At 59.6% G+C, this 23,624-nt stretch carries 15 protein-coding genes and 10 pseudogenes; 11 read left to right on the forward strand and 14 right to left on the reverse strand.

Going from position 1 to position 23,624, the window contains the following annotated elements; genetic code table 11:
• Positions 1 to 202: 202 nt before the first annotated feature.
• The 3 genes and pseudogenes from XH98_RS36425 to XH98_RS36435 all read right to left on the reverse strand — a co-directional run.
• Positions 203 to 1,187: pseudogene (locus tag XH98_RS36425) on the reverse strand (tyrosine-type recombinase/integrase); the annotation flags it as partial.
• Between the two features lie 90 nt (positions 1,188 to 1,277).
• A complete protein-coding gene (locus XH98_RS36430; protein WP_271596971.1) occupies positions 1,278 to 1,664 on the reverse strand; it encodes a type II toxin-antitoxin system VapC family toxin in 387 nt (128 codons plus the stop codon).
• Entirely contained in the window at positions 1,664 to 1,918 is a 255-nt protein-coding gene (locus XH98_RS36435; RefSeq protein WP_271596972.1) for a type II toxin-antitoxin system VapB family antitoxin, read from the reverse strand. The genes XH98_RS36430 and XH98_RS36435 overlap by 1 nt, the downstream gene beginning before the upstream one ends.
• 316 nt (positions 1,919 to 2,234) lie before the next feature.
• On the opposite strand from XH98_RS36435, the gene XH98_RS36440 reads away from it, so the two are divergent.
• The 7 genes and pseudogenes from XH98_RS36440 to XH98_RS36470 all read left to right on the forward strand — a co-directional run.
• Positions 2,235 to 2,831 carry a DUF1403 family protein gene (locus XH98_RS36440; protein ID WP_271621412.1) on the forward strand — a complete coding sequence of 199 codons (597 nt, stop codon included), beginning with the start codon at positions 2,235 to 2,237 and terminating at the stop codon, positions 2,829 to 2,831.
• Positions 2,832 to 2,912: 81 nt separating this feature from the next.
• Positions 2,913 to 3,524, forward strand: a pseudogene (scpB, locus tag XH98_RS36445) (SMC-Scp complex subunit ScpB).
• Positions 3,525 to 3,661: 137 nt separating this feature from the next.
• Positions 3,662 to 4,000 carry a hypothetical protein gene (locus XH98_RS36450; protein ID WP_271596974.1) on the forward strand — a complete coding sequence of 113 codons (339 nt, stop codon included), beginning with the start codon at positions 3,662 to 3,664 and terminating at the stop codon, positions 3,998 to 4,000.
• Positions 4,001 to 4,286: 286 nt separating this feature from the next.
• Entirely contained in the window at positions 4,287 to 4,565 is a 279-nt protein-coding gene (locus XH98_RS40965) for a hypothetical protein (RefSeq protein WP_333932796.1), read from the forward strand.
• Between the two features lie 200 nt (positions 4,566 to 4,765).
• Complete coding sequence (locus XH98_RS36460) at positions 4,766 to 5,113, forward strand: hypothetical protein (protein WP_271621413.1); 348 nt, start codon at positions 4,766 to 4,768, stop codon at positions 5,111 to 5,113.
• Between the two features lie 409 nt (positions 5,114 to 5,522).
• Positions 5,523 to 7,619 carry an AAA family ATPase gene (locus XH98_RS36465; protein ID WP_271621414.1) on the forward strand — a complete coding sequence of 699 codons (2,097 nt, stop codon included), beginning with the start codon at positions 5,523 to 5,525 and terminating at the stop codon, positions 7,617 to 7,619.
• A gap of 271 nt (positions 7,620 to 7,890) precedes the next feature.
• Positions 7,891 to 8,776, forward strand: a pseudogene (locus XH98_RS36470) (metallophosphoesterase family protein); the annotation flags it as partial.
• 82 nt (positions 8,777 to 8,858) lie between these two features.
• Here XH98_RS36470 and XH98_RS36475 read toward each other — a convergent pair.
• From XH98_RS36475 to XH98_RS36490, 4 genes and pseudogenes are all read right to left on the reverse strand, one after another.
• The gene (locus XH98_RS36475; protein ID WP_271621415.1) at positions 8,859 to 9,335 is read right to left on the reverse strand and encodes a hypothetical protein; all 477 of its coding nucleotides are present in this window, start codon (positions 9,333 to 9,335) and stop codon (positions 8,859 to 8,861) included.
• A gap of 23 nt (positions 9,336 to 9,358) precedes the next feature.
• Positions 9,359 to 9,628: pseudogene (locus XH98_RS36480) on the reverse strand (IS3 family transposase); the annotation flags it as partial.
• Positions 9,629 to 9,659: 31 nt separating this feature from the next.
• Positions 9,660 to 10,574: an SAM-dependent methyltransferase gene (locus tag XH98_RS36485; RefSeq protein WP_271621416.1), complete on the reverse strand. Its 915-nt coding sequence runs from the start codon at positions 10,572 to 10,574 to the stop codon at positions 9,660 to 9,662.
• An 844-nt stretch (positions 10,575 to 11,418) separates the two neighbouring features.
• Positions 11,419 to 12,671, reverse strand: a pseudogene (locus tag XH98_RS36490) (IS256 family transposase); the annotation flags it as partial.
• A 617-nt stretch (positions 12,672 to 13,288) separates the two neighbouring features.
• Here XH98_RS36490 and XH98_RS36495 point away from each other — a divergent pair.
• Positions 13,289 to 13,534 (forward strand): annotated as a pseudogene (locus XH98_RS36495) (IS66 family transposase); the annotation flags it as partial.
• Positions 13,535 to 14,093: 559 nt separating this feature from the next.
• Here XH98_RS36495 and XH98_RS36500 read toward each other — a convergent pair.
• From XH98_RS36500 to XH98_RS36510, 3 genes are read right to left on the reverse strand one after another with little or no spacing between them, the layout of a single operon-like run.
• Complete coding sequence (locus tag XH98_RS36500) at positions 14,094 to 15,182, reverse strand: cysteine protease StiP domain-containing protein (protein ID WP_271621417.1); 1,089 nt, start codon at positions 15,180 to 15,182, stop codon at positions 14,094 to 14,096.
• Entirely contained in the window at positions 15,172 to 15,921 is a 750-nt protein-coding gene (locus XH98_RS36505; RefSeq protein WP_271621418.1) for a hypothetical protein, read from the reverse strand. The genes XH98_RS36500 and XH98_RS36505 overlap by 11 nt, the downstream gene beginning before the upstream one ends.
• The gene (locus tag XH98_RS36510) at positions 15,918 to 17,021 is read right to left on the reverse strand and encodes a phosphoribosyltransferase domain-containing protein (RefSeq protein ID WP_271621419.1); all 1,104 of its coding nucleotides are present in this window, start codon (positions 17,019 to 17,021) and stop codon (positions 15,918 to 15,920) included. The genes XH98_RS36505 and XH98_RS36510 overlap by 4 nt, the downstream gene beginning before the upstream one ends.
• A 716-nt stretch (positions 17,022 to 17,737) precedes the next feature.
• On the opposite strand from XH98_RS36510, the pseudogene XH98_RS36515 reads away from it, so the two are divergent.
• Positions 17,738 to 17,869, forward strand: a pseudogene (locus XH98_RS36515) (cold-shock protein); the annotation flags it as partial.
• On the opposite strand, the pseudogene XH98_RS36520 reads toward XH98_RS36515, so the two are convergent.
• Positions 17,829 to 18,811: pseudogene (locus tag XH98_RS36520) on the reverse strand (IS481 family transposase). The pseudogenes XH98_RS36515 and XH98_RS36520 sit on opposite strands and share 41 nt — an antisense overlap.
• Before the next feature lie 73 nt (positions 18,812 to 18,884).
• Between XH98_RS36520 and XH98_RS36525 the strand changes: the two are divergent.
• Together XH98_RS36525 and XH98_RS36530 are read left to right on the forward strand one after the other, a co-directional pair.
• Positions 18,885 to 18,992: pseudogene (locus XH98_RS36525) on the forward strand (cold-shock protein); the annotation flags it as partial.
• A 223-nt stretch (positions 18,993 to 19,215) separates the two neighbouring features.
• A pseudogene (locus XH98_RS36530) lies at positions 19,216 to 19,476 on the forward strand (SDR family NAD(P)-dependent oxidoreductase); the annotation flags it as partial.
• A 121-nt stretch (positions 19,477 to 19,597) separates the two neighbouring features.
• Here the strand turns inward: XH98_RS36530 and XH98_RS36535 are convergent.
• From XH98_RS36535 to XH98_RS36545, 3 genes are all read right to left on the reverse strand, one after another.
• Complete coding sequence (locus XH98_RS36535) at positions 19,598 to 19,960, reverse strand: NolY (RefSeq protein WP_271621420.1); 363 nt, start codon at positions 19,958 to 19,960, stop codon at positions 19,598 to 19,600.
• Between the two features lie 1,496 nt (positions 19,961 to 21,456).
• Positions 21,457 to 22,023 (reverse strand): ABC transporter substrate-binding protein, encoded by a 567-nt coding sequence (locus XH98_RS36540; protein WP_271621421.1) that lies wholly within the window; start codon positions 22,021 to 22,023, stop codon positions 21,457 to 21,459.
• Between the two features lie 464 nt (positions 22,024 to 22,487).
• Positions 22,488 to 23,201, reverse strand: a complete 714-nt coding sequence (locus tag XH98_RS36545; protein ID WP_271621933.1) for a MerR family transcriptional regulator — start codon at positions 23,199 to 23,201, stop codon at positions 22,488 to 22,490.
• Positions 23,202 to 23,624 lie beyond the last annotated feature (423 nt).

The raw sequence follows: 23,624 nt of genomic DNA on the forward strand, positions 1-23,624 counted from the left end.
CAGTCGAACCGCCGTGGTACGGACCCGTATGCCCGGTGGTGTGGGAGGGGTGGCGTCGCGAGACGTCCCCCTATCCCGATCAATCCCTCCGATTCAACTCGACCCCAACTCGCTCTAATCGGCGCAGAATAATCGGAGCTGCACCAAAACTGCGTCAGAGCCCCAGTAGAACGCCGATTGACAGCCTTGGTAGGGAGCGGCATCAGAGACCGGCGGCCTTGGTGAGATTCACCCGGAAGCGGTCGCGACGCCGCTGGTAACGGCGGGTCTGCTCCGCACTGGCGTGACCGAGCTGTTTCTGGACGTAGCGCTCTTCCTCTTCGGCCGAGGAGGCGAGGCCGGCGCGCAGAGAATGCCCAGCGAATTTTTCTTCGCGCTCACCCTCTGGCAGATCGCCACGGACACCCGCGGCCAGTGCCGCGCGTTTGACCAGCCGGGCGACCTGTTGGTCGTTCAGGCGATCCGGACCGACGTCTTTGCCTTGGTCGGTCACCCGGCGAAAGAGTGGCCCATGGCCGATCCGGGCGAGCTTCAGCCAGGTCTGCAAGGCAACGATCGGGCAGGTCGCGTCGGACGAGCCGCGGCCGATCTCGATCTCGCGCCAGCCGGTTTTGCCGCGCAGGGTGACGACCATGCCCTTATCGAGGATCTCGACCCAGCCTTGGCCGTCTTGGGTGTCGTCGCGATGGACGTCGAGCCCGACGATTTCCGAGCGCCGCAGGCCGCCGGCAAAGCCGACGAGCAGCATCGCGCGGTCCCGCAGGCCCCGCAGGGTGCCGCGATCGAGCGTCTCGAGCATTGCGATGATGTCCTCCGGCAGCACGGCTTCCTTCTGCCGGGGCGGGGCGCCATGGGCGTTGCGGATGCCGGCAAGCACGGTCGCGATATGCCGATCCGTGCGGTCCAGCGGTGTCCCGCTTCCAGGTCAGGGCTGAGAGCCGACGCTCGATCGTAGAAACCGAGTTCGCCTGGCTATTGGCCGTCGCCGCGCCGGAGGCGCAGGCGGTGATGTAAAGCCCGACCGTCTGCGGGGAGGGCGGCAGCACCTCGAGGCCTTGGCGCCGGCACCACCCGGAAAAGTGCTTCCATTCGGAAGTGTACGCCCGGCGCGTGTTCGCCGAGCTCGCGGCGTCGACATAGCTGCGGGCCCGATCGGCAAGCTGTTCCAGATGGGCGGGCAGGGGAGGGGAGAGCAGGGGAGGGTGCTTCGCCCGTCTCTCGCACGGTCTCTGAAGTGATGGGAAGGCTTTCGTTGCGGGGAGAGAGTGTGTTCATCGTCAGGCCGCCTTGATGTCGGTCTGCGAGAGGTCGGTGCCCTTGAACAGCAGGGGCTCCCCGCTGAGCGAGGCCAGGGCATAGGAAAAACAGTCGCCGAAATTCAATCCGGCCGGGTGACGACCTTTCCCGTAGCGACGCCAGGCCCGGCGGGCCTGGTCGGCATGCTCTGCGGTAACGGGAACGATCTCGACGTCCGCCCTGTGCAGCCAGAGATCGAGATTCCCACCCCCTGCTTCGCCTAGCCGCGCCTCGATCACGATTGAAGCTTCTAAAACGGTCGCGGCCGAGATGAGGCGAACCGGATCGTCCGCGACGCGTTCGCGAAAGCTTTTGGCTTCCGGTTCATTGAAGGCGATCGCAATAAGTGCAGATGTGTCTATTACCATCAGCGGGGGATGCCGTTTTCGTCATAACCAATGATTTCGTCAGGGGTGCGGTTATCGAGAACTGGAAGGGCATTCCAGCGCCGTTGGATCGCTTCCAAATCCTCCAAAAGGGCGGCCTTGCGAGCGTTGAAACTTGTGCGCCGCAAGCGCTCCTCCAACGCTCGCTTTGTTGCGGTGGTAATGGATTCGCCTGTGCGCTCGGCCAGCCTGCGCGCGAGCTGTTCGGTCTCGGGATCCTTGATGCTTAGCGCCACTGTTAGGCTCCTTGGTTCCTATTTGTCAATATTCTACCATATACGGCGTTGCGCCGCGATGTCCAGCCTTTTTGGGCAAGCTTTCGCGATCTCTTGCCGCGGGGGTCTACGGTGCGGAGGGCTTCCGGAGCGCGATTTTCTAAGTTCTCGGCGCTGAAAGCAGGGATCCTACGAAATACGAACGATAAGGCAACATTATCGCTCGTTGGCGGTGCTGCGCGACCACTGGTACCTGCGCCGCGATGTCGACAATCCGGGTCCCGGCGGGCCTATTCTCGCCGCCTGGCGCAAGCTCGGCTAACGCGCCTCCAGTGACGTGGAGCAGTGGAATTTTGCCCTGGCACCCGCACTCGGCCATCCCCTCAACTCGCTGACGGACCAGATCCTCGGACTTGCCAGCCGACATACGCAGCAGCAGCACGTCATGCCGGTGCTGGCTGCCGCGGAGATCATCGCCGCGAGCAGGCGCGTGCTGCCGAACGACGACTTGGTGCCGCCGCTGTGGCTGGCCGATGCGGTCCTCGCCCACCAGCTGCGCTGGCCAGCGCCGGTGCCGCTGCTCGCGGCCCATCTGTCGCGCGGCGCGCTGCGCAAAGCGCCGCAGCACTTCGAGGGCGAGACCGTCTTCATGAGCGCGCTCTGTGCGGCCTATACGACGGCCGCCGTGGCCGCGATCGACCTCTACAACGATCTAGCACGGCGGGCGGCACGCCTGCTGGCGGTTGCGCCGAAGTTGCGGGGCAAGGACGCTGCCATCAGGGTGGGGATCCTGATGGTGGAAGATGCCCAGATCGCCGGCGCCGGCAAGATGGGGACCGACCGCAGCACGCGACGGCTGTTCCAGCGGCTCGTCTCGCTCGGCGCGACGCGCGAGCTCACCGGCCGGCCGACCTTCCGATTGTACGGGCTCTGAGATGGGACGGCGCGCGCGACTCAGAACGATCTCGACACTGAGCTCACTGACCTGCCGCCGGAGCTGCGCTGGCGCGAATGGATGGGCCGGGTCGAGGCGGTGATCTTCGCCTCGTCCGCCCCGGTGACGCGCGAGGTTCTGGCGCGCGTTGTCGGCCGCGACTGCAGCATCGACCTTCTGATCGACGACATCCGTGATGAGCTGCGCGGCCGGCCCTAAGAGCTCGTTGCGGTCGCTGGGGGCTGGCAGCACCGCACGCGGAAAAACTTCGCCGGGGCAATCCGGGCGTCGATCGGTGCCGGTCACGATGGCAAGACGTTGTCGCAGACCGAAGCGCTGATTCTCGCCTGCATCGCCTATTACCAGCCGATCAATCGCAGCGAATTGTCATCCTTCTTCGGTAAGGAGGTGAGCCGCGATACCATCGCCCGGCTGTGCGGACTGGAGTTCATCGCTGCCGGGCCGCGCAGCCCGCAGCCCGGCGCCCCCTACACCTACGTGACGACCAGGGCGTTCCTGTCGCATTTCGGCCTGGAGACGCTGCGCGATCTTCCGGACATGGAAATGCTCGAGGAGGCCGGCCTGCTCAGCAAGGACAAAATGCTGGCCGGGGAGTTTCCGGATCCTGTCGGGTCGCCGGACGAATATGACATTGAGGACATCGCGGCAGGTGCGATCGAAGGCGACGAGTGAGCGGAAGGTCCGCTTGCTAGGACGCAGCTGTCGTCTGAGGGAAGATCATCTGCGACGATTCCACCCTTGCGACTTGAGTGGATACGCCGGAGTCGTTATGTTAAACAAATGCGAAATTTGTTACACGAGAACATTTGATGCCGAAAGTCAGCACAAAGAAGTCCACATTCCGCGGCAAGCGATCCATGGTCGGCCAAGATACCAAGATCGGTACGGCCGGGGTTGGTGCGGTCTCGCGCGTGACCGCCATCATGACTGCGGCAGAACATTCGGGACTGCTCGGAGAGAAGAGGGCGCGGATCGCAGGGCGCACCAGCCCGGAGCTGATCCAGCGGGCGAAGCAGCAGACCGGTATCGCGACCGACACGGATCTCATCGAGTTTGCGCTCGCCAGCCTCGCGCTCGATGACAAGTTCAGCGAGACGTTCCAGAAGACAATGGGGTCGGTCGACCCCGACCTCAAGCTCGGCTTCTGAGGTGACGGAATTTGACTTCGCGGCTGCGCTTCGCTGGGCGCGGTTCGATCCCGGCGCGACCTTGGCGAGGCGCTCTGACCGCGAACTCCCGTTCCTTGGCGATCGACCTGAGGCCGGACAGGAGCTTCTGCTTGATACCTGCGTCTACATCGATGGCCTGCAGGGACGCGCGCCGCGTGTCGTCGCTGACCTATTGGAGCTCCGGCACCCCAATCATTCAACTGTCGCCATCCAGGAATTGATGCATACGGTCGGCGTGTTGAATCCCAGGCATCCCGGGACGCCCGTGGCCATCAAGCAGATGGGCGCCTTGATCGCCAGCATGCCGCTTCACCGCATCTTTGCACCGGATGCCGACATCGCTGGCCGCGCCGCGCTCCTCTCGGGCATGCTCTGCCGGCTGCAAGGCTATCAGAAGGACGACAAGCTTCGCGCGCTTCAGGACTGCGTTCTATTCTTGCAAGCCCAAGAAGCCGGGTTCACGGTTCTCACCGCCAATGTTGCGGATTTCGACTACCTTCTTCAGCTGGTCCCCACCGGTCGCGTGCTGTTTTATCGACGCTGAGATTGCAAAAATTCCGGTCCCCGCGTGGACAAGAAGCCCGCCACGCCGCTCTTTATGCGGACGATCGAAGTGGCATCGAGTATGATGCCGGCAATTCGGGCGATCGCTCGTGATTCGAGTTAGATTCCTATGGCGCGGCTTCGACCTCAGGTACGTCTGGAAGCAGAAGCAGATTCCTGTTGTGCTGCGCCGAACTGGGCGTGGCGAACGGCTTCGGGCGCGGTTGCCATTTGCTGCCGAACGGGCGACGAACGCCGCCTGAGTGGATCGGGACAGACGCCTATTGGGAGCTGCCGAAATCCTGGTTCAACGACTTCGTCGATCGGGCACTGCAGCGCTACGGCAAAGTCTATATCATCCAGCCTTACCGCGAACAGGAGATCTGGGCGCGGGCGTGCCAGGAAGCACAGGGGCACGAATGCCAGTGCTCCTGTATGGGCGCCAATCATGGCATCGGCAACGACGGCAGCTGGTTCGAGGTCTCCGAGACCTTCTCGATGCGGTGGGGCGGGCGCGAGCTCGCCTGTCGTCTGCTGACGGCCCGATAAGGAAGAATGCCCGATTAGACGCTGACGTCATCGGGCAGCGGATAAATTTCTCGACAGCACCTAAAAACACTCGTTCGATGTGATGCCCAGCGCCTTCGACAAGACTGCGCACCACCAAGGGCAATTCCCGGACTGAGCGCGGCACATCACCCATCCTGATCGGCGCGTCGCTTTCGGGCCTGCCAGCGCAAAGTCATCCACATCGACATGGACGACTTCTACGTGCTCTGTCGAGTTACGATCTGCTATGTCTTCGGTTACAGCGCGGCGGCAGCTAAACTGCCGAAGGCGTCCCAGACCCGCCAACTCCGATAATTTTGAGTTTTCTTGGGGATTGAGTTTACCTGCTGCGCGCAAGTCGGAGCTTTTGGTTCATAGTCCCTCCTCCCTTGAACCGGAGCACGTTGGCATGACCCAACTAACTGTTGTCATCAGCAACTGTAACAGCGTGGATCGTGCCGAAATCAGCGTGCTGAAAGGTACGCTCAACATCAAATACGGGCCCAACGGCCTTGGCAAAAGTACCTTGGCAAAGGCCGTTGTCAGCCAAATTCGCGGAGATGGTACGCTCGGTGACCTCATGCCCTTCAAAAGCCGAGGCAAGGCGGACGCACCGCCGCCGTCTGTGCGGGGTATTGACGGTCTAGCTTCCGCCCTTGTCTTCGATGAGGATTACGTCCAGCAGTTCGTTTTCCAGAAAGACGAAGTCCTTAAGAACAGCTTCGACATCTTCATCAAAACGCCGGACTATGTCGCTGCGATGGACGCCATCGACGTTCTGCTGGCTGGCGTGAAGCAGACGCTCACCAACAATACAGAAATCGAACAGACCATTTCCGATTTCAAGGAATTGCGGGATGCGTTCGGCAAATCGAAGCCCGGCAACATTCCGAAGAACAGCAAGATTCATAAAGCGTTCGGCACCGGTAATAAGACCGAAAATATTCCTGAGGCACTGAAGCCCTTCGAGACTTTTATCAAAAGCCAGGAGCCGTCCAAGTGGATCAGCTGGCAGATCAAAGGCAACGAGTATCTAAAGCTGGGCGACAATTGTCCCTATTGCGCGACCCCGCTTGTTGGTGAGGGGCAGAAAGATGCAGCCCTCGCAGTCGAGAAGGAATTCGACGCCACGGCGGTCGGTCACCTCAATACGCTCAAGGCGGTCATCGAAAGGCTCGGCAAATATTTCAGCGAGAAGTGCTGCGAGAATCTGCAGAAGGTAACGAAAACCAAGATTGACCTGACCGCCGCCGAGGTAAGTTTCCTTACGAGCCTCAAGGCTGAGATCGACGGCATGATCACCCAGCTGGAAGGTCTCCGGGCCATCTCCTTTTTTTCTCTGCGAGACGTGGACCAAATCCGTGAGAAGATCACCCCGCTGAAGATCGACCTAGCGCTCATGGACAAGCTCGATTCCCCAGGGACCCGGAGCATCACAGATCCTGTCAATGCGCAGCTTGAAGACCTGCTTACGAAGGTTGGCGACCTGACCGGAAAGGTCAACAAGCACAAGGCGAAGATCAAGAAGGCGATAGAGGCCAACCAAGTCAGCATCAACACGTTCCTGAAGTCCGCCGGGTACAAATACGTCGTTGAGATCGTTCCGGAGGAACAATCCTACAAAATGAAGCTGGTGCACCAGGATCTGGCCGGTCATCTGGAAACTGCGTCCAAGCATCTGAGCTACGGCGAAAAGAACGCCTTCGCCCTGGTTCTTTTCATGCACCAAGTGCTGAGCGAAAGTCCGGATTTGGTGGTACTGGACGACCCCATTTCGTCGTTCGACAAGAGCAAGAAGTTCGCCATCCTGCACGAGCTGTTCCAGGGCAAGGCTAGCCTGAGAGGGCGGACCACGCTTTTGCTGACCCACGACATCGAGCCCGCCATCGATGTTATCAAAAGTACCAAGGAGGTGTTTCAGGGGGCAAAACCATCGGCATCTTTTCTTTCTTCGCGCGGCGGCATTGTGAAAGAAGTGCCGATCGCAAGGGAAGACATCCAGACCTTTGCCAGGGTCTGCAGGGCTAACATCGCCACGCTGCAGGACCCAATCCTGCAGGCCATTTATCTCCGGCGCGATTATGAACTGCGTGATGAAGTCGGCGTGGAGTACAATCTGTTGGCAAGCCTATTCAAAGGCCGCGTCGTTCCCACGCTGCAGACGGCAACTGAAAACCGGAACATGACCCCGGAAGAGAAACAGGCAGCAGAGGAAAGTATCCGAAAAGAGCACCTACCAGGGTTCAACTATGATGCGCTGGTCGCCGAGGTGAACGACGTGAACGCCATCCGCGCCAAATTCGCGGCCACGGATGTCGGCTACGAGAAAATCCAGCTGTTCCGGATTTTCAATATCGAACATGACGATGATGTGATCCGGAAATTTATCAACGAGTCGTACCACATCGAGAATGAGTACGTGATGCAGCTCAATCCGCATAAGTTCGAGAGCATCCCCGAGTATGTCATTGATGAATGCGTTCGCATGCTGCTACCTATCCAATAGACCTTGTGGAGTTGACCGGTGCTAGCAATTCATTGACATCGACCTCATTGCTGATCGGGAGAAGCCTTAGGGCATCCTGTTTCCAGGGCAAGAGCTTCTTGACCATTCCAAGACGTCATCAATCGGCTCCCACCCATTTCTTCCTCCTGATTGACGACGCTGCGCTTCCGTAGATTTCCACGGATATCCTGACCACGTCCAAACATTCGAATATCATGGGTATCGATTGGGAACGTAAGCTTCCGAGTATGCAACTGGGGATAAATGAGTGGTGTCATATCGATTCGTCCATGCTGCGGATGTCCACCTAGACTCGCCGCTGCGCTCGCTCGCGCTCCGCGACGGGAGGTTGGCGGATGTGATCGGTAATGCCACGCGGGAGCCTTCGTGCGGATTATCGATCTGTGTCTTGAAGAACAGGTCGACGCTCTGCTGATCGCCGGCGATCTCTATGATGGCGAGCAGACTTCGATGAAGACGGCGCGATTCCTCGCCGAGCAGTTTCGGCGCCTGGACGCGGTTGGTATCAGAAGGTATTCATCGTCCGCGGCAATCACGACGCCATCTCGAAAATCACGAAGGAATTGGTGCTGCCCGATTCGGTGAAGGTGTTCACGGGACGCGCTGAGGCCGTGGACATCAATCGCGCGCCCGGCTGCACCCCGATCGTGATCCATGGGTTGAGCTTCGCCCAGCCGCATGCACCCGAGAGCCTGCTTGGCAGGTACAAGCCGGCTATCGAGGGGGCGGTGAACATCGGCGTGTTGCACACCAGCCTCGGCGGTGCGCTAGGCCACGACCTCTATTCTCCCTGCACCATTGCTGATCTGACCGCCACGGGCTTTCGTTATTGGGCGCTCGGCCATGTACACAAGCGTTCGGTCGTCGAAGGGGCGTGCGCCATCGTGATGCCGGGCATGCCGCAGGGCCGGGACATCAACGAGGCTGGCCCGAAATCCGTGACGCTTGTGACCATCGAGGACGATCGCTCGATTCACATCGAAGAGCGCACTACCAGCATCGCGCAGTTCGAGTGCGTTCTGGTGGATGCGAACGGAATAGAAGACTGGCGCGAACTAGTGTCTGCCATATCGCGTGCCTTGGAAAGGAAGCGCAGCGAGGTTAGTTCAGATCATCTCGTCGCGCGCGTTAGGATAGACGCTCACGTCCTTCAAAGCGAAGTCGCGATTCGTTGCCAGTCCGGCGAATATCTTCAGATGCACCGGTCGCGTGAAGTCTTCACGGTGCCGCATCGTGGTAAATTCTGCGATGCGCGTCGAGATCCAGTTCTGCCTGTCCTCGTCTAGGCTCTCTCCCTTGGTAATGGCCACGTTCAAGGTACCGGCGCAGGAATGCTATAGATTCGTCGTGAGAAAATTGCTGGATCGTTAGCTCTTCATATTCCGGGCTGTCCGGCATGCGCCAATTGCGGTCGCCCGATATTTTTGTTCCGCGAAGCGCCCAAGAATGTTCCGCATCAGAGAGAAAGGCGTTGGGCCGGCCCGCGATAATCACACGTGATTTGCCAGTCACCGTGCGGTTAATTTGCTTGAAATTGAATGTGAATTGCTCCCAAGTCAGCGCATGCTTCATCTCGTCGGAGCCGTCAAAGATAAACACGAACTTGCCGCGCCTGTTCAGGCTCATAACGTCCTGAAAATTGTAGTTCGCAAGTCGGTAGCGCGAAGCCAGCATTTTCGACACGAGGCCGTCCAAGTCCTGCTCCTTCGCGATCTCGGAAAGCGGCGGCCATCGGTAAGCTGATCCAAGACTAAGTCGAGCGACCAGCGGTCATTCGGCGCTATCGGCGCCACCATCGGTGCCCTGGTCCCGAGCGCCCGCTTACGGCCGCGAACCGCGACCCCTTCCGCCCGGTAGAGCCGGAACAGTTTCTTGTGATTGATCAGATAGCCCTCCCGCTTGAGCAGAACATGCAGGCGCCGATAGCCGAAGCGACGGCACACCTCGGCGATCGCCCGCATGCGCTGGCGAAGCCCGGCGTCATCCGCCCCTCGACAGCTTTCCGCTTGGCCGCAGGCGTCACCACTTCGCTCGCCATGGTCGGCGTCCATTCGTCGGCCTAGCCAGCTTGTTGGATATCTGTGCTTTTTTACGCAGGGATACCTGCAGCAGATCTACAAGTCCCGAGTTGAAAACGCGCTCTGACGAATCGAAATAACGCTCATAGTGATGGAACAACGACTCGCCATATCGATCAATAACCTTTGCCCGACTCTTGATGAGGCGAGCTTTCCACTCCGAAAGCGTTCTAGAGTAGTCTTTACCGATGCGCCGTAGCTCCATGACCTCGTAAACCCCGTTGCTCGCCTCCAAGACGTCATCAATGTACGGAAGCGCCGAACCCCTGAACACATCTTCAAGCAGAAACCGTACATCGCGCACCTCGCTCAAATCGCGCGGAGGCCGGGTGGAGATGATCGTCTGCAGTCCAAGACTGGCCTTGTCCACCGAAATATCCGAGCACCACTGAAAGAACTTCCTATAGACGTCGCGATGAACATTTTCTGCGCGATCTTCCATCGATGCGAAATGCTCAAACGCGCCTACCGACATCACCGCGTCAAATTTCTCCGTTGGCGTGGGATAGTCGGCCCATGAGCGAAGCTCCACACGGATAGCCTCTCTACTTCGTCCGGAGATATAGGCGAACTGATCGTTGCTTAAAGTAAGCCCGACCGCTGAAGCGGCGCCAAGTTCATCCAACGCGTAGCGAATCAAGCCACCCCATCCACACCCTACATCCATGACCCGGTCCGAAGCTTTCACCCGGGCAAACGAAGCAATTCGGGCCAATTTTTGTTTTTGCGCATGCTCAAGGTCAAGCGCACCATCCCAGACGCCACAGCTATAGGCCATGTGATCCTTGTCTAGGAAGGCCGCGTAGAAATCGTTATCTACATCATAATGATAGGAGATTTCGGCTTGCGTCGCCATGCGTTATAAACCTGCTTCCATTTCAGCATGTTTAAGCTTTTTGCTGAACCGCTGGAGATTGTTTGGCGAATCGAACGTTTCGCCGAAAGCCGATGATAGTTTCATGAGGATCGCGTCCTTCACCTTCTTTCCCAGTCGGTCGCATTCGGAGTTATTCTGTTGACTGCGCTCAGGCTGCGTCGCGTAGGGAGCATACGTTTCCGGGCCAGTCGCTTTCTGCTGTGTTACAGGCGGTCTGTGTACTGTCATGCAGTCCCGTTTGTTCATTGCTTGTTAAAGTCCGTGCTCCGGGCAGGTCCTGCGCAGAACGCAAGCTATCGAATGAACGTGCATTTACTCAACCATATTGGAGTAGACATTCGCCATTGAAGGGTACGTAGAGGCTATACGATGGTTTAAACCGTGATCTAGCGCTCACCCCGTCTGAGCCAGCAAGGGTATTTCATAGAGCGGGCATATTGCCATAGCTAACCGCTGATCCAACGGCAGAGCTTGGTGGCGTGATCCCCTGCGTTCGGAATCGCTGAAGATCCTGCGGATCCGAGTTTTCTTCGCACCGAGTTGGGTTTCGTCTCCGAGAATCTGGGTGATACCAGTCGCCAAGATGTGGTTGCGAGAGATGTCGAGCTGAGTGCCGCCTATCGGCCCAAACAAGCGGGTCAGTCCCAGTGCCATCCGCAGAATCGGAAATTGGGGTACTGTCCAGAATCTTTCGCACTTTTGATCAGGCGACGGCTCCGTTTCCAGAGAGTTGCGGCTGATAGAGCGGTTGCATGTTCATGTAGAGGGGATGTCCCGATCGCTGTTGAACTAGGTCGGGCCGACGTTGCCGGAATGAATGTGACGCGGCCCTCGTGACGTGGGCAATGGGGTTGATCGTCATGCGATTATGACGAACTCGAAGAGCCGCACGCAGAACCGAAAATTGCCTATGCGCCTTCAATCGTGGGAAGCCCTTGTTGGCCTCGATCATGCCGGCCGCGACCCATCGCAAGGCCATACCGGCATCCCGCCAGCGTTTGACGTTGCGCGTGACGCGGCGAATGGTGCCCATCATGTTCTCGGCGATGTTGGTACAGGCGAGCGATCGACGAAGCTCCTTCGGCAACTTCAACCGGACGACAGTCAGGATTTCGTCGAGACCTTTGAGGATGCTGGCCGCTACGCCGGGCCATTGCTGGTCGAGTTGACGCGCGAGATTGCGGATCAATTTTTCGGCCTTGTCGGCGTCATCGAGCTCCCAGGCCTGGCGCAGCACCCGACGGGTGGCCGCATGATGCTCTTTCGGCATCAGTTCCATGATGTTGCGCGCCTTGTGGATCTGGCAGCGTGGATCGCAGCGGCCGAACCGAAGGTGCGGCGGATCGCCTTCGACAACGCCTTCGCGCCGTCGGCGATGAACAGTCTTGGCACCGTCGGGTCGAGCCCGCGCGAGATCAGGTTCTCCAGCAGGGCCTGAACCGTTGCGGCATTCTCGTCGCCCCTTCCACCAGCGCCAGCGGATGCTTGTTGCCTTCGCCGTCAACCCCGATCGCGGCGACCAGCACGAGATCGTCGCCGAGATGCAGCCCGTCGATTTGGACCACCAGAAGGTCGAGCGCGGACAGATCGGCAGCCATGAAGTCGGCCAGCCGCGCCGCCGACACCGCTACGAACCTCCGCGAGGCCGCCGACTTCGAAATCCCCGATCCGGGCGGTGCCGGCACGTCACCCTCGGGCAGCCGGACAGCCCGGCCGAACCGGCGCGTCGACACATTGATCATCAGGTTCATCGCCCAGCGACCGAGCCAGTCCTCCTGCGCCGCCGTTTCCCAGCTCGGGATCGTGACCTCGCGGCCGTCCACGCCCCGGACCCGCGGGCGCTCGACCTCGATCTTGCCGCCGTGGAAGCCGATCCGTCCCCGCGTTCGGCCCCAACGGTGCGCCCGCCGCGCGCATCGCTACCATGGCGCGGCCCGCAGGCCGCCGTGACATTCGCCTCCATCATCGTGCCGAGCGCCTCGATGCCCGCCGCAAGGCAGAACCGATCAAAGCTCGCCCGCACTTCTGCAAACGCTTCGTCCACAGCCCCAGTCGCCGGCGACCGGCCGGTGTGATATCTCTCGCATGGCGTTGCTCTCCTTTGGGGAATCAGCACCCCGAGCCTAGCGGCTCAAGGTGGGCAACGCCGACCTCTTCAGAACTTCAACAGAACCCGCGACATCCCCGTCGACCCGCCAAGTCGGAAAGAGCCTCGTCGTCGGAATCGAGCCGGAGGTACGATGCGCTGAGCGTAATGTCGAACATTGTATGACGGGTCTGCGTTTTCGACACGCGCATCCTCAGCCGCGTACGTTGATTCCCCGGTCAGCCGGGGGGCTCAGTTCTCGTGTGTGTTCAGTTGGAGGTTTGTGGCTCTATGCGCATGCGCAGGTCAAAGTCGTCATCGCATCCCTCTCCGCCTTTGAAGTCACGAACATGTCGCGTACCCCTTAGCTTTATTGACGCAGTGCACGCTGCTCCAACAAACGCCGTGGTTCGAGCTTCAAACGATGGTTACATCGACACAGTGGTCGACCAGCGTCAACGGCGAAACAAAAATAAGAATGCGCGCTTCAATTCGTGCCGACGAATGGTCGATTTGAGCACTGAACTTATTGCTGTCCATAAGCGCTGTTACACAGCACTCGTCTTAACCCGACAAGGCGGGCCCCACCGGAGGGAGACGTGACGCCATCGCTGATCTGAAGGTGTGGATGCGTGAAAAGCGCGCCAAGCTCTCCCGGCGCAACGATGTTGCCAAGGCGATGGACTACATGCTGAAGGGCTGGGATGACCGGTTCGATGATGGCCGCGTCTGCCTATCGAACAACGCCGCCGAACGAGCCCTGCGCGGCATCGCCCTGGGGCGGAAGTCTTGGCTATTCTGTGACTCCGACCACGGCGGCGACCGTGCCGCGATCATATACAGCCTGATCGTCAAGTGCCTATGCCGAGTGTTTATGCCGCCGTAACCGAGGTCACGCCACCTCGCCTGCCGGACGCCGCCTGAGCCGTAAACAGGTATCGCTCAGACTAATCCCAAGATAACGACTACCCCTTGGTTTTGACGTCTTCCCTACGCTTTCGACAGTTCTTCGGTGGTTCGCTTGCGCTCGTCTCCTCGATCCTTACCTGACAGAGTCTTGCTCTGCCTTTTCCGGTCTCGCTCACCACCTCGACCATTGGGCCGAAGCAGCAGCCGGTGGTTTGAACCCTGGTCCTGCAACCCGAGTTCGAGGGGCCAACCCCCATCTTCTGTGCAGCAAGGCTGCTCAAAGGTGCTCTACATCACACCTCCTTCGCGCCGTCGTGGTTCACGATATGCGCGTCGAGTTGGTCTTGGTGCCCGTGTTTTGCGCCAAGCCAGCAGGAACCGACGAAAGTAGAGATTCGCCCACAGCGGGCTCAGAGGTGAGCCCCCGAGCAAGGCATCGGCCAGATCCTCGCGGGTGCAGGGCATATACAAGGATGCGCCAAGGGCGAGGGCGGAAAGCCGGCTCATGCATCGTCGCCAAGGCTACGGATAATTGCGACCGCGCGATACTGCGATTCCCCGCCCAGCGTATCGACCGGAATGGCATGCGCGGCGGCGAGGTAGAGCAAGTGCCCCACATCGGCGTCCTCGAAATCGCGAACCAGCAGCCGTTCCGGCACCCGCCGCAGCAGGGCGCGCGTGGCTTCGGCTATGCCGGGCTTGATCCGGTTGCGGTCATGCGTTCCGCTTTCCGCCAGCAACTGCCGCATCATCGCCTCGCAGTCCTGTTTCAGCGCCGCTCGGCGGGCGCCGTGCCCGTTTACCGGTTGCGGTATCGCCGCAGCGGCCAACGGCGCGATCGTGTCCACGAAGGCACGTGAGAGATCAGCACCGGCATATTGCGGGTAGGTGACACAGGCGTGGAAATCGCCCGGCCCCACCCACGCGGCGTTGAGGATCGAGCGACTGACCAGGCCCGAAACGATGCCATTCAGCATGCCCGGGGCGATCAGATAATCATCCGCCGTCGCGGCGATGTCTGCCTGTCCTGCAGGGTCAGCAATCACGGCTAAGTCCGGTGTGAAGCCTAATGGCGCATTGGCCAGGGCCGCGCGAAGTTCGCCGGCAATCGCGCCCTTGCCGGTCCAGCCATCGACAAACACCGCGTCTCGCGGATCGTGCCGGCCGGCGATATGCGCGAGCGCGACGCGGTCGACACCCCGATCGCGGATAATGCTGATCGAATAATGGGCTGCGCGATGTCCGTGCGCCCGCAAGGTCCGCGCGAGCAAGACGCCGATCGGCGTCCCAGCACGCGCCAGCGAGACGATTACCAGCTCGCGCCCCGGCCTGCGTGCGGCGAGCTGCGCAGCGAGGGTGGCGACATCCTGCGCCAGGCGGGCACCGTTCCGCGCAAGCGCGGCGTGATAGAGGGATAGATAGCTGTCGTCCGGCACCCTCTCCGGCGCGATTATCTCCGAATAGTGCTGGCGACCGGACTGGATCGCCGCTTCCTTTTCGGCGACGGAAGTCGGGGCCATTACCACTGGCTTGAGCAGGAAGGTGACGTCGGCCGGGTCGTAGCTGCCCGAGAACGGAACCTCAGTCCGCATGGAACATGCCGCCGGCCAGCTGCGAACGGGTGGGCATCATGGCGAAATCGCAAAGGCCCATGAAGGGCGCATCGGTGCGGCTGTCGCCGATGCCGATCACCGGCGCATCAGGGAAGCGTGCGCGGAGGTCGGGTAGGATATATGCCACCGCATGGGCCTTGCCCAGATAGGGTGGCGTCAGCGCCACGTTGTTGCCGTTGCGGTGGTCCGTCCAGCCCTTGGGCAAGGACGGCACGGCAGCGTCGACCACCGCAAAAAGTGCCGCGGCATCCGCATCTTCATGCTTGGCCACGGTGTAGAGTGGCAGCGCGTCCTCGACCAGCACACGCGCGTTGACCGCGATGCCGCGGTCGCGCGCCCTGCGCCTGATCGCCTCCGCTAGGCCAGCAAGCTGCGACGCGAAGGGCGCGGCGCGGTCGGCAATCGTCGCAGCCCAGTCCATGTCGACCTGACCGCTGTCATCCAGCACGACGCCGCCATGCGCGCACACCGCTGCGCGGAATGGAATGCGCGCCCGCCGCAATGCGTCCAGGCTGCGGGCGGTGACGGGGACGAGATGCGTCGTATCGGCCAGCCATTCCAGGAACTGCATCTGCTGAGGGGTCGCATAGCTCAGCGGCGATCCGTCGCGCGCGAAGCCCAGCGGCGTCAACCGGTCGGCCGGCAAATCGGGCGGGCATTTGCGCAGCGTCTGGAACAGTGTGTCGTCCAGATCGACCAGGGCGATGGCACGCGTCATGCCGTCCAGCCGATCAGTTCGGCACGGAGAGCGGCAATCAGCCCAGGGTCGATTGTCGCCGCGCCGGTCTCATGCGCGATCCAGTTCGCGCGGCCATCGGCCCGGTCGGCATTGTAGAGGTAATTGGGCACGCCCGTTCCATAATTGTCGGCAAAGCGGAGCTTGGTCACCATCGCGGCACCGGGGAGTGCGGGGCTTCGGCTGGTCGCCTGCACGACGACATCATGCCCTTCTTCTGCGAGTCGTTCCGCCAGCAGGAAGGGGGGATAGGTGAACTCGCCGGTTCCGATGATCCGCAGTGGGCCGAGGATCTCGGGCACAGCGGTATCGGGTTCGGGCACGACGGGCCCGTCGAGTCCCAGCCGACCGAAATTGCGATGCGTCGCCATGCGCCCGAGTGAAGCGGCAGCGGTATCGAACGCGCTGTTGAGCACCGTCGTCGTCTCCTGCGTCCACTCCATGCGTCCGCGCAGCAGCGCCGCGATGCGCGTGGGACGCGGCATGCGTGCTTGCCACGCCTTGCCGGCCGACCAGTCGGTCAGCGTTGCTACCGCCATCGCTTCGATCCGCGGCCAAGCAGTGGCGAGCGCCTGGGCGAGGTTGCAAAGGGTCGTTCCTGTCGAGATCTCGTCGTCGACCAATACCAGTGATCGCGGCTCCGGAAGCGCAGGCCTGTAGATCAGATGCGCGGAGGCATGGCTGTGCGGTTCTTCGAAGCGGCACAGCAACGGATGATCCAGTTGCTGTCGCGTCGAATGCAGGAAGTGGATGTCGACCCGGCCCGTTGCGAGGCGAAATTCCTCGTGCACCGTCTGGGCAAGGCACACGGCGGTCTCGGCCAGGCCCACGACGAGCACCGGCCCCGGCAGATCGTCTGGAAGCCGCGCCGCGAGATCGCGGGCGCTCTGCCGCATCATCTGCGGCGTGGCGGGCAGATAACGCCCTAGGACGCGGGATACGACCAGGAACCCCCGCCGCGGATTTTCGCGCGCTGCAAACGCGCAAAGGCTGTCCAGCGGCCAGGCCGCCTTGTCCACGGCGATATCGAGCCGGCCCGTAGCCAACTGGATCGACTGGGTCTTGTCGGCGGCGGTCAACATTCGCAGGTGACGCGAGCGATCATGTCGCGGGCTTGGCGGACCACGTCTGCGCGGCCAAGCAGCCGCGCTTTGTGCGCCATCTGCGGCTCAATGCCAAACGAATCGGGGAAGCTGAGCATCAAGTACGCTCCACAGTGCTTGATCGATAGCTCGCGATCCCCACAACGGCGATTGCAGGGTTTGCAACGGGTACTAATGCGCGTTCTCCACGGCAGGGATCTGGGACCCAACCAGCAAAGAGTGTGCCACCCGAGAATTTGCGCAGTGAATGCTTCAATAGTAGATAGAAAGGTGTGCCTCGCCGGTGCGGGTCCAGAGGCTCGGCGTCGTGTTGCGGACGTTGTGTGATCGATCTGGCACTGGCACAGATGAATACGACGACACCGGTATCAACTTGCTGCGCGTGACCAGTCTAAGAGGTTATATGCGAGCCAATAGGGGCGAGCACTTTCTGCTGCAGCACACGGCGCTCGCATCATGCCGTTCCAGAACCTACGACCCGCCATGTGCTGCCTTCGAGTAATCCCAACTGATTGAGCTAGCCTGAGAATGTTGGCAGTCGCACGCGGTTGTCAGCTTTGCGTCCATTGTCGTCGACCCGATGCTCGCCATCCCTGTAGTATCAGCAATTTCGGTCCGGCACGCCGGTTGCTATGTTTCTGGCACCCTTACCCACCAGCGTATGGACTGGGTGCGGCGGCAAAGGAAGTGATCGTATGGCAACAGGTACTGTGAAGTGGTTCAATGTTCAAAAGGGGTGGGGATTTATCGCTCCAGATGACGGCGGAAACGACATCTTTGTCCACATTAGATGTTTAGTCCCGGCATTAGCTGGAGCGGATAGAGGGTGAATCGTTCTGGCTCTTTTGTCCAGGCCTTGCAGATGAACTCGTAGGGTGTGAGGCCTTTGAGAGTTTTGAGTCGGTTGGCGAAGTTGTAGGCGTTGACGAAGTCTGAGAGGTAACTGCGGAGCTCGGCGTGAGTTTCGTAGTGGAAGCGCTTGACCGTGGCGTCCTTGATCGTTCGGTCCATGCGTTCGACTTGACCGTTGGTCCAGGGATGTTTGGGCTCGGTGAGGCGATGATCGATATCGTTGCGGGCGCAGGCCACGACGAAAGCATGCGCCCAGAAGAACTCCTTCCGCTCGATCTTCTCCTTGATGTCAGCCGTGGTCCAACTGTCGCCGGCCGGATCGGTGAAGTGGGTGCCATCCTCCGTGAGGACGGTGTGAACCTTGTAAGGCACGGCCTTGATGAGATTCTGCAAGAAGCCAGCGGCGACGCGCCTGGTGGCTTTCTCGTGCAACTCTGTGTAGGCGAACTTCGACGTGCGATCGATGGCGACGAGGAGATAGAGCCGGCCTTGGGCGGTGCGGACCTCAGCTAGTCGATGTGGAAGCAGCCGATTGGGTAGCTCTTGAACTTGCGTTTGATGCGTTTGCCATCTTCCACTTCCGGCAGCCGCGAAATGCTGTGGCGCTGAAGACATCGATGAAGGGATGAGCGGGTCAGGTGCGGGATCGTGGCCTGAAGAGCGTAGAGACAGTCGTCGAGCGGCAACAGGGTATGCTTGCGAAAGGCCACGATGATGGCCTCGTCCTCTACCGATAGAGAGGTGGACTTTGGCTCCTTGGGTCCTGTCTTCAGATCAGTGACGGAGCCGCGCCTCTTCCACTTGGCGACCGTTTTGGGATTGATCCCATAGCGCTTAGCCAGCGCTCTTAGGCTCTCTTGACTATTTTGTATTGCTCGACGGACCGCCTCCGTCGTGGTGGCGCAGCCGTGTAAAATTTATCCCATAGCGCTTCCTTCGAATCGTGCGATAAGGATGCACCATCAAAGCCCGGGACTAAACACCTAGCGCGTAGAACGCACTGGACTCTCTGGTTTGGCAGAAGGTCAAAAGATTTCTTACGAAGTCAAAGTCGACCCCAAGCGTGGCCAGAGCAGCGCTAAAAACCTGCGGGTCTGATCACGTCCGCCGGTGATAGGTCTCAGGCAAAAATTGCCAAGACGAGCAGGGAGCTATCGCTGAAAGTTGGTGACGGCGGAAATCGGAAAGGCGGCATATCATGGGGTGCTTGACAACTCCACTTCTCCACCGAAGGAGCGATATGCCGTGTCCAAAGATAACATCACCAAGCTGATTCAGCCAGGAAACGTCGACGATATACTCACCTAAATCTTGCGCAATGGGGCGCGTGCTCTGCTGCCGGCAGGCCATCCCACGGATGATCGCCCGCGGTGGTGGCGCGATCGTCAACATGTCGTCGTGCCAGGGGCTCAGCGGTGACACCGCGCTGACGTCCTACGCCGCGTCGAAGGCGGCGATGAACATGCTGTCGGCCTCACTCGCCACCCAATACGGTCATGCGCAGATCCGCTGCAATGCGGTTGCGCCTGGACTCATCATGACCGAGCGACTCCTCGCCAAGCTGCGGTGCTCAGAAAGGAATCACAAGTGATTCTTTCGATTCAAGTTTTCGCCGATCAGTGGATCGGCCCGAGTGGTCAAAGTTATGGGTAATTGAAAGTCGGTCAACGCCGTCAACCCCTTGGAAAAACAAAAATTAAGTCTCAGTCCGCTGCTGCACGTGAAAAAATAAGCTTGGCGATCGTCATTCGATTGGTGGAAGTCCGCAGCGCGGCCGGTAATGCCGCCACGGTCTGATCAAATAGGCGTCCCAGAACCTGAAGGTCCTCGGGGTGGTAAACGCCACGGTCTCGCGACAGTCGCTTTCGTCCGTTGCCGGTTCTCTTATCGCCAAGCTGGCCAAGCTCCAGTTCCGCCGTAATCATTTGGCCTATGAGCGCATTAAGTAATCGGATCGCTTCGAGCTCGTCGTCTTCTTCGCGCATGAGGGCAGCCACGATCTCGAGTTGCAGGTCGATACGATCCTCGAGGTTCTGTATGCTCGAATTGGAAGGGTCAAGTTCCACGGTATTTCTCCAAAGTGGTGAAATGCAAGACACGCTGAGTAGAGGTATCGCTTGCCGTTCGCCAGACGCCCGACGCTAAGCTGGACGAATGATTGTTGCACAGGAGCTGCGCCCGGTCCCCTAGAGGCGGGCACACATATGCTGCGAAAGGACCGAAAAGGCGGAATGAGGGTCGAGCGAAAAGCAAAAGGCGTTGTAGACGGCGTGGGATTTGAATGGATTGTTGAGCTGTCCAGCGCGTCCGGCAATGGCAGCGACGCCGTTGGGGGACCAACAGCTGATTGTACTGCTTTGCTTCGAGGCCGCCGCGGGGGCATTGGATTGTTGACACTGCAGGCCTCGTCAGAGCGAAAAGTCCAACCTGCACCGTTGCAAAGGGCAGCTCACCTGCCTGAGTTCTATGCTGCGGACGCATTTACCATCGCCGAACAGTGTGCGTGAGAGCTGACTTCTTGGAGTCTTCAAGTATCGTGCCAAATGCAGTGGCGACGAGGTGATAGAGTCCGCGCCAACTGCGATTGGTCACCGCATCGCATTCGTGCCCCGCGTGTCTCGCTGTCAAACATTGCTCGATGCAGCCACGACAGACGTGAGTTATGCTGCGACCAAGCTGAAAAAGATCCATTATCGCGCGACATTCGTGAACTTTGCTTTCCGTAAGCCGGCGACCGACTTATGCGGTGATTGGGTTGAATTAGTAAAATAGAAAGTGTTGATGGGATGCATCCAGCTCGTTGATAGCGCACGTGAGCAGTCTGAGTGCCTTCATCGGAAGTCGGTTAATTGGTGTTTCCTGCGGTATGGGTCTAGCGAGCATAAGCAATGCCGGGCAGCGCTGCTGATCTGGAGATGCCCGATCAAAATTGACGAGCACGAAGTTGCGGGGCCAATAGCGTTGAATCCGAACCTAAAACCCCAGGTAATCCCAAGCCGAAGAGAGAGACATGCATCTCGGCGTCGACTATCCACCAGCTTCGGCTATCCGCAGTGACCGACTGTAGCCTAGATTGTGGGTCCTGATTGCTTCATGCCGGCCCGCTCTCTCTCTTCCATTCGTGGATGTGAGCTTGCGCGATATAATCGACGCAAGAGAATGCGTAGATGCTGGTCCGGTCACGAATCTGACAGAAGCGGCGAACGCTTCCGACTCAGCCCGTGCTTGACCATAAATATCTTGCTTCACTTTCTTTGTCATGAACTTTCAATTACTTGGCTGCGGAAAGGTCATGCCTTTAAACCCGGAAGACCTGTCAATAGCTGCTTCGGAGCCCTGTGCTGCGGACCGGATCAGACAACGGCGCTGCTATTCGTCCATCATTGGATGTAGCACCTCCGTAAGCCCAACGCTGCGTAGCTCTGCGAGGGCCGCAGCGAGAGCGAAAAACGCTCCGAAAGCAGCAAGTATCAAAGAGCTGGCGAGTATGGCCGCGACCAAGTTCGCAGGACGTCTCACCATGCGTATACTTTGCGGTCGGGAAAGCGGCGTTGCGTGCAAATCAGTAGTTCTTGACGCGTTCAACAGGGCCGTTGCGCCAGCGGTAAACCAGAAATCCAGAAGCCGAATTGTCTCCTTTTTTGTCGAACCGGACCGGGCCAACAACGGTATCGATCGGCCGTGAACGAAGTGCGCTGGCAACCCGCGCGGGGTCGAAGGAGCCGCTACGGTTCACCGCCTCTGCACAGGCTTGCACAGCTGTATAAGCGTATAGCGTGTAGCCTTCAGCGCGGCTGGAAGCTTTGAGACCGGCGACCGCGCCGGCCGCGTTGGCATTCTCGGCGGGGGCGGGCATGCAGGTAAACAGTGTGTCAAAGCCAGCGCTGCCGGTAATGGCCCGGAATTCGGAGGTCATCAGCCGATCGTTCGCCATGACTATGAAGTCTGCTTTTGCTTCTGATGCCTGGCGTAGAAACAATCCAATTTCGGTATGATAACCGCCGATACAGGCGGCGCGAACCCGATCCTTCCTCACTCTTGAGACCAACGCTCTGAAGTCCGTTTCACCGGCAATATAGCTCTGCGGAGTAACTTGTCGTCCGAATCGATAAAGCCGCAGCCGCACCATTGCACACCGGGGCGCCGAACGCGGCGCTATTTCCGGTCGTAGGGTCAGCCACGGCGATCTTTATTTCAAAGCCGTGGGCTGACGGACCGGTGAGAGCGCAGAAGAGAAGCGCTACACTCGCAACAGAGGCGTTCCGCCTATTCACCATTGTAGAACTTCCAATGCTCACCTGAAGTGAGCCACAGTTAGCTGTAAGCTTGCACGTCGGCAGCGAGGTTGCTTGCCGAGCAGACGTGCGATGGCCCGGTGAAGCTTCCAACGAGGGCGGGTCTACAATCTGACGTTACGTGCGGATCAAGCCCTTTTGGGAGGAGCGATGGAGCCGTCACGGACGCGGATCGATAGGCGATGAGAATCTGTCCGCTCCATTCCCCAAAGACTCTCAGCCGCAACAGAGAGCGGCCGGTTGACCTGGCGCTTCTAGTGGTTGGTCTGGACGACGTGTGGAAATAGCCGTGAACGCGTCAGTACGGCTGATCCTCCAACCCGCCAAGGGCGAGATCGAGATATTGCATCAGGCAGGTATCCCAACCAGCCAGACTGCTGGGGGCGCTTAATCGTGCAAGTACCTTCAGGATCATAGAAACGCGTGAATCGGCGCCGGCGATTTCGCTGATCAGCAAGCGTGCTGCAACTGCCACAGCCTTTGCCCGCTCGCCGCAAGGTGGCTCGCCCCGATCCATGCAATCGCGAAGGTCGTCGCGGATTCGCCGCCAGCGGTCCTCGCGCTCCGCAGCTAAATTGCAGGTGCATCGGGACGTCTGACTACGCGTCTCGACCCGCGACATGGCATTCAGGGTGGCAGGCAGCTCATGCACACTTACCTGCGCCTCGCCGTCGATGGTCATGTTGCGCAAACGGTCGCGCAATAGAGTTGCTCGCGCGACTTGAAGCTCTATGCGTTCTAGATGTTTGCGCAGCAGGTCCGTGAGTGAGGTCGTGCCCTCCATCGCTTTACGGATCTCGATTAGCGAGAAGCCAAGCTCTCGCAGCGCGCGAATCTGGTGAACCCGTTGCACGCTTTCGCGATCATACATCCGGTGACCGCCGTCAGTGCGCTCTGTGGCGGCTAGCAGTCCAGTGTGCTCATAATGGTGCAGCGTGCGTACCGTTACTCCGGTCGCCTCTGCAAGTTCGCCAATGCGCCATCGACGCCTTCTTGGTGTAGCTCTGTTCATGTTCTTCAATTTCAAAGCCTACAACCTGACGTCACGTATGATTCAAGCGGCTTTCTAAGCTCCAGCTGAAACGTCTTCCACGCGGGCACGCGAGTGGTGACTATCCTTAGAATGGCGGCGGATCAACCCTTAGGGGAAAGGGCGCTCAACAAGTTCGTCAGTCGTGCCAGTTGAGTCTCGCCAGCCGCTGTACGCTCCAGGATGAGTTTGGCGATTGCCGTGCGATTTTCTGGACTCCGCATCGATGGGGGAAGCGCGTTGACGGCGCCATCATAAAGTCGTCCGAGGGCAGAAAGCTCTTCTGGATCGAACACCCCGCTGCAAAGCTTCAACGTTCAGCTCCTTGTTTGAAATTGGCCAGTGCAGCGCACGTCGTCAAGACGTTTGGCTGCGGTAGGGCCAAAAGAAGTCAGACCTGCGGCG

Source organism: Bradyrhizobium sp. CCBAU 51745 (assembly GCF_028128715.1).
GTDB lineage: Bacteria > Pseudomonadota > Alphaproteobacteria > Rhizobiales > Xanthobacteraceae > Bradyrhizobium > Bradyrhizobium manausense.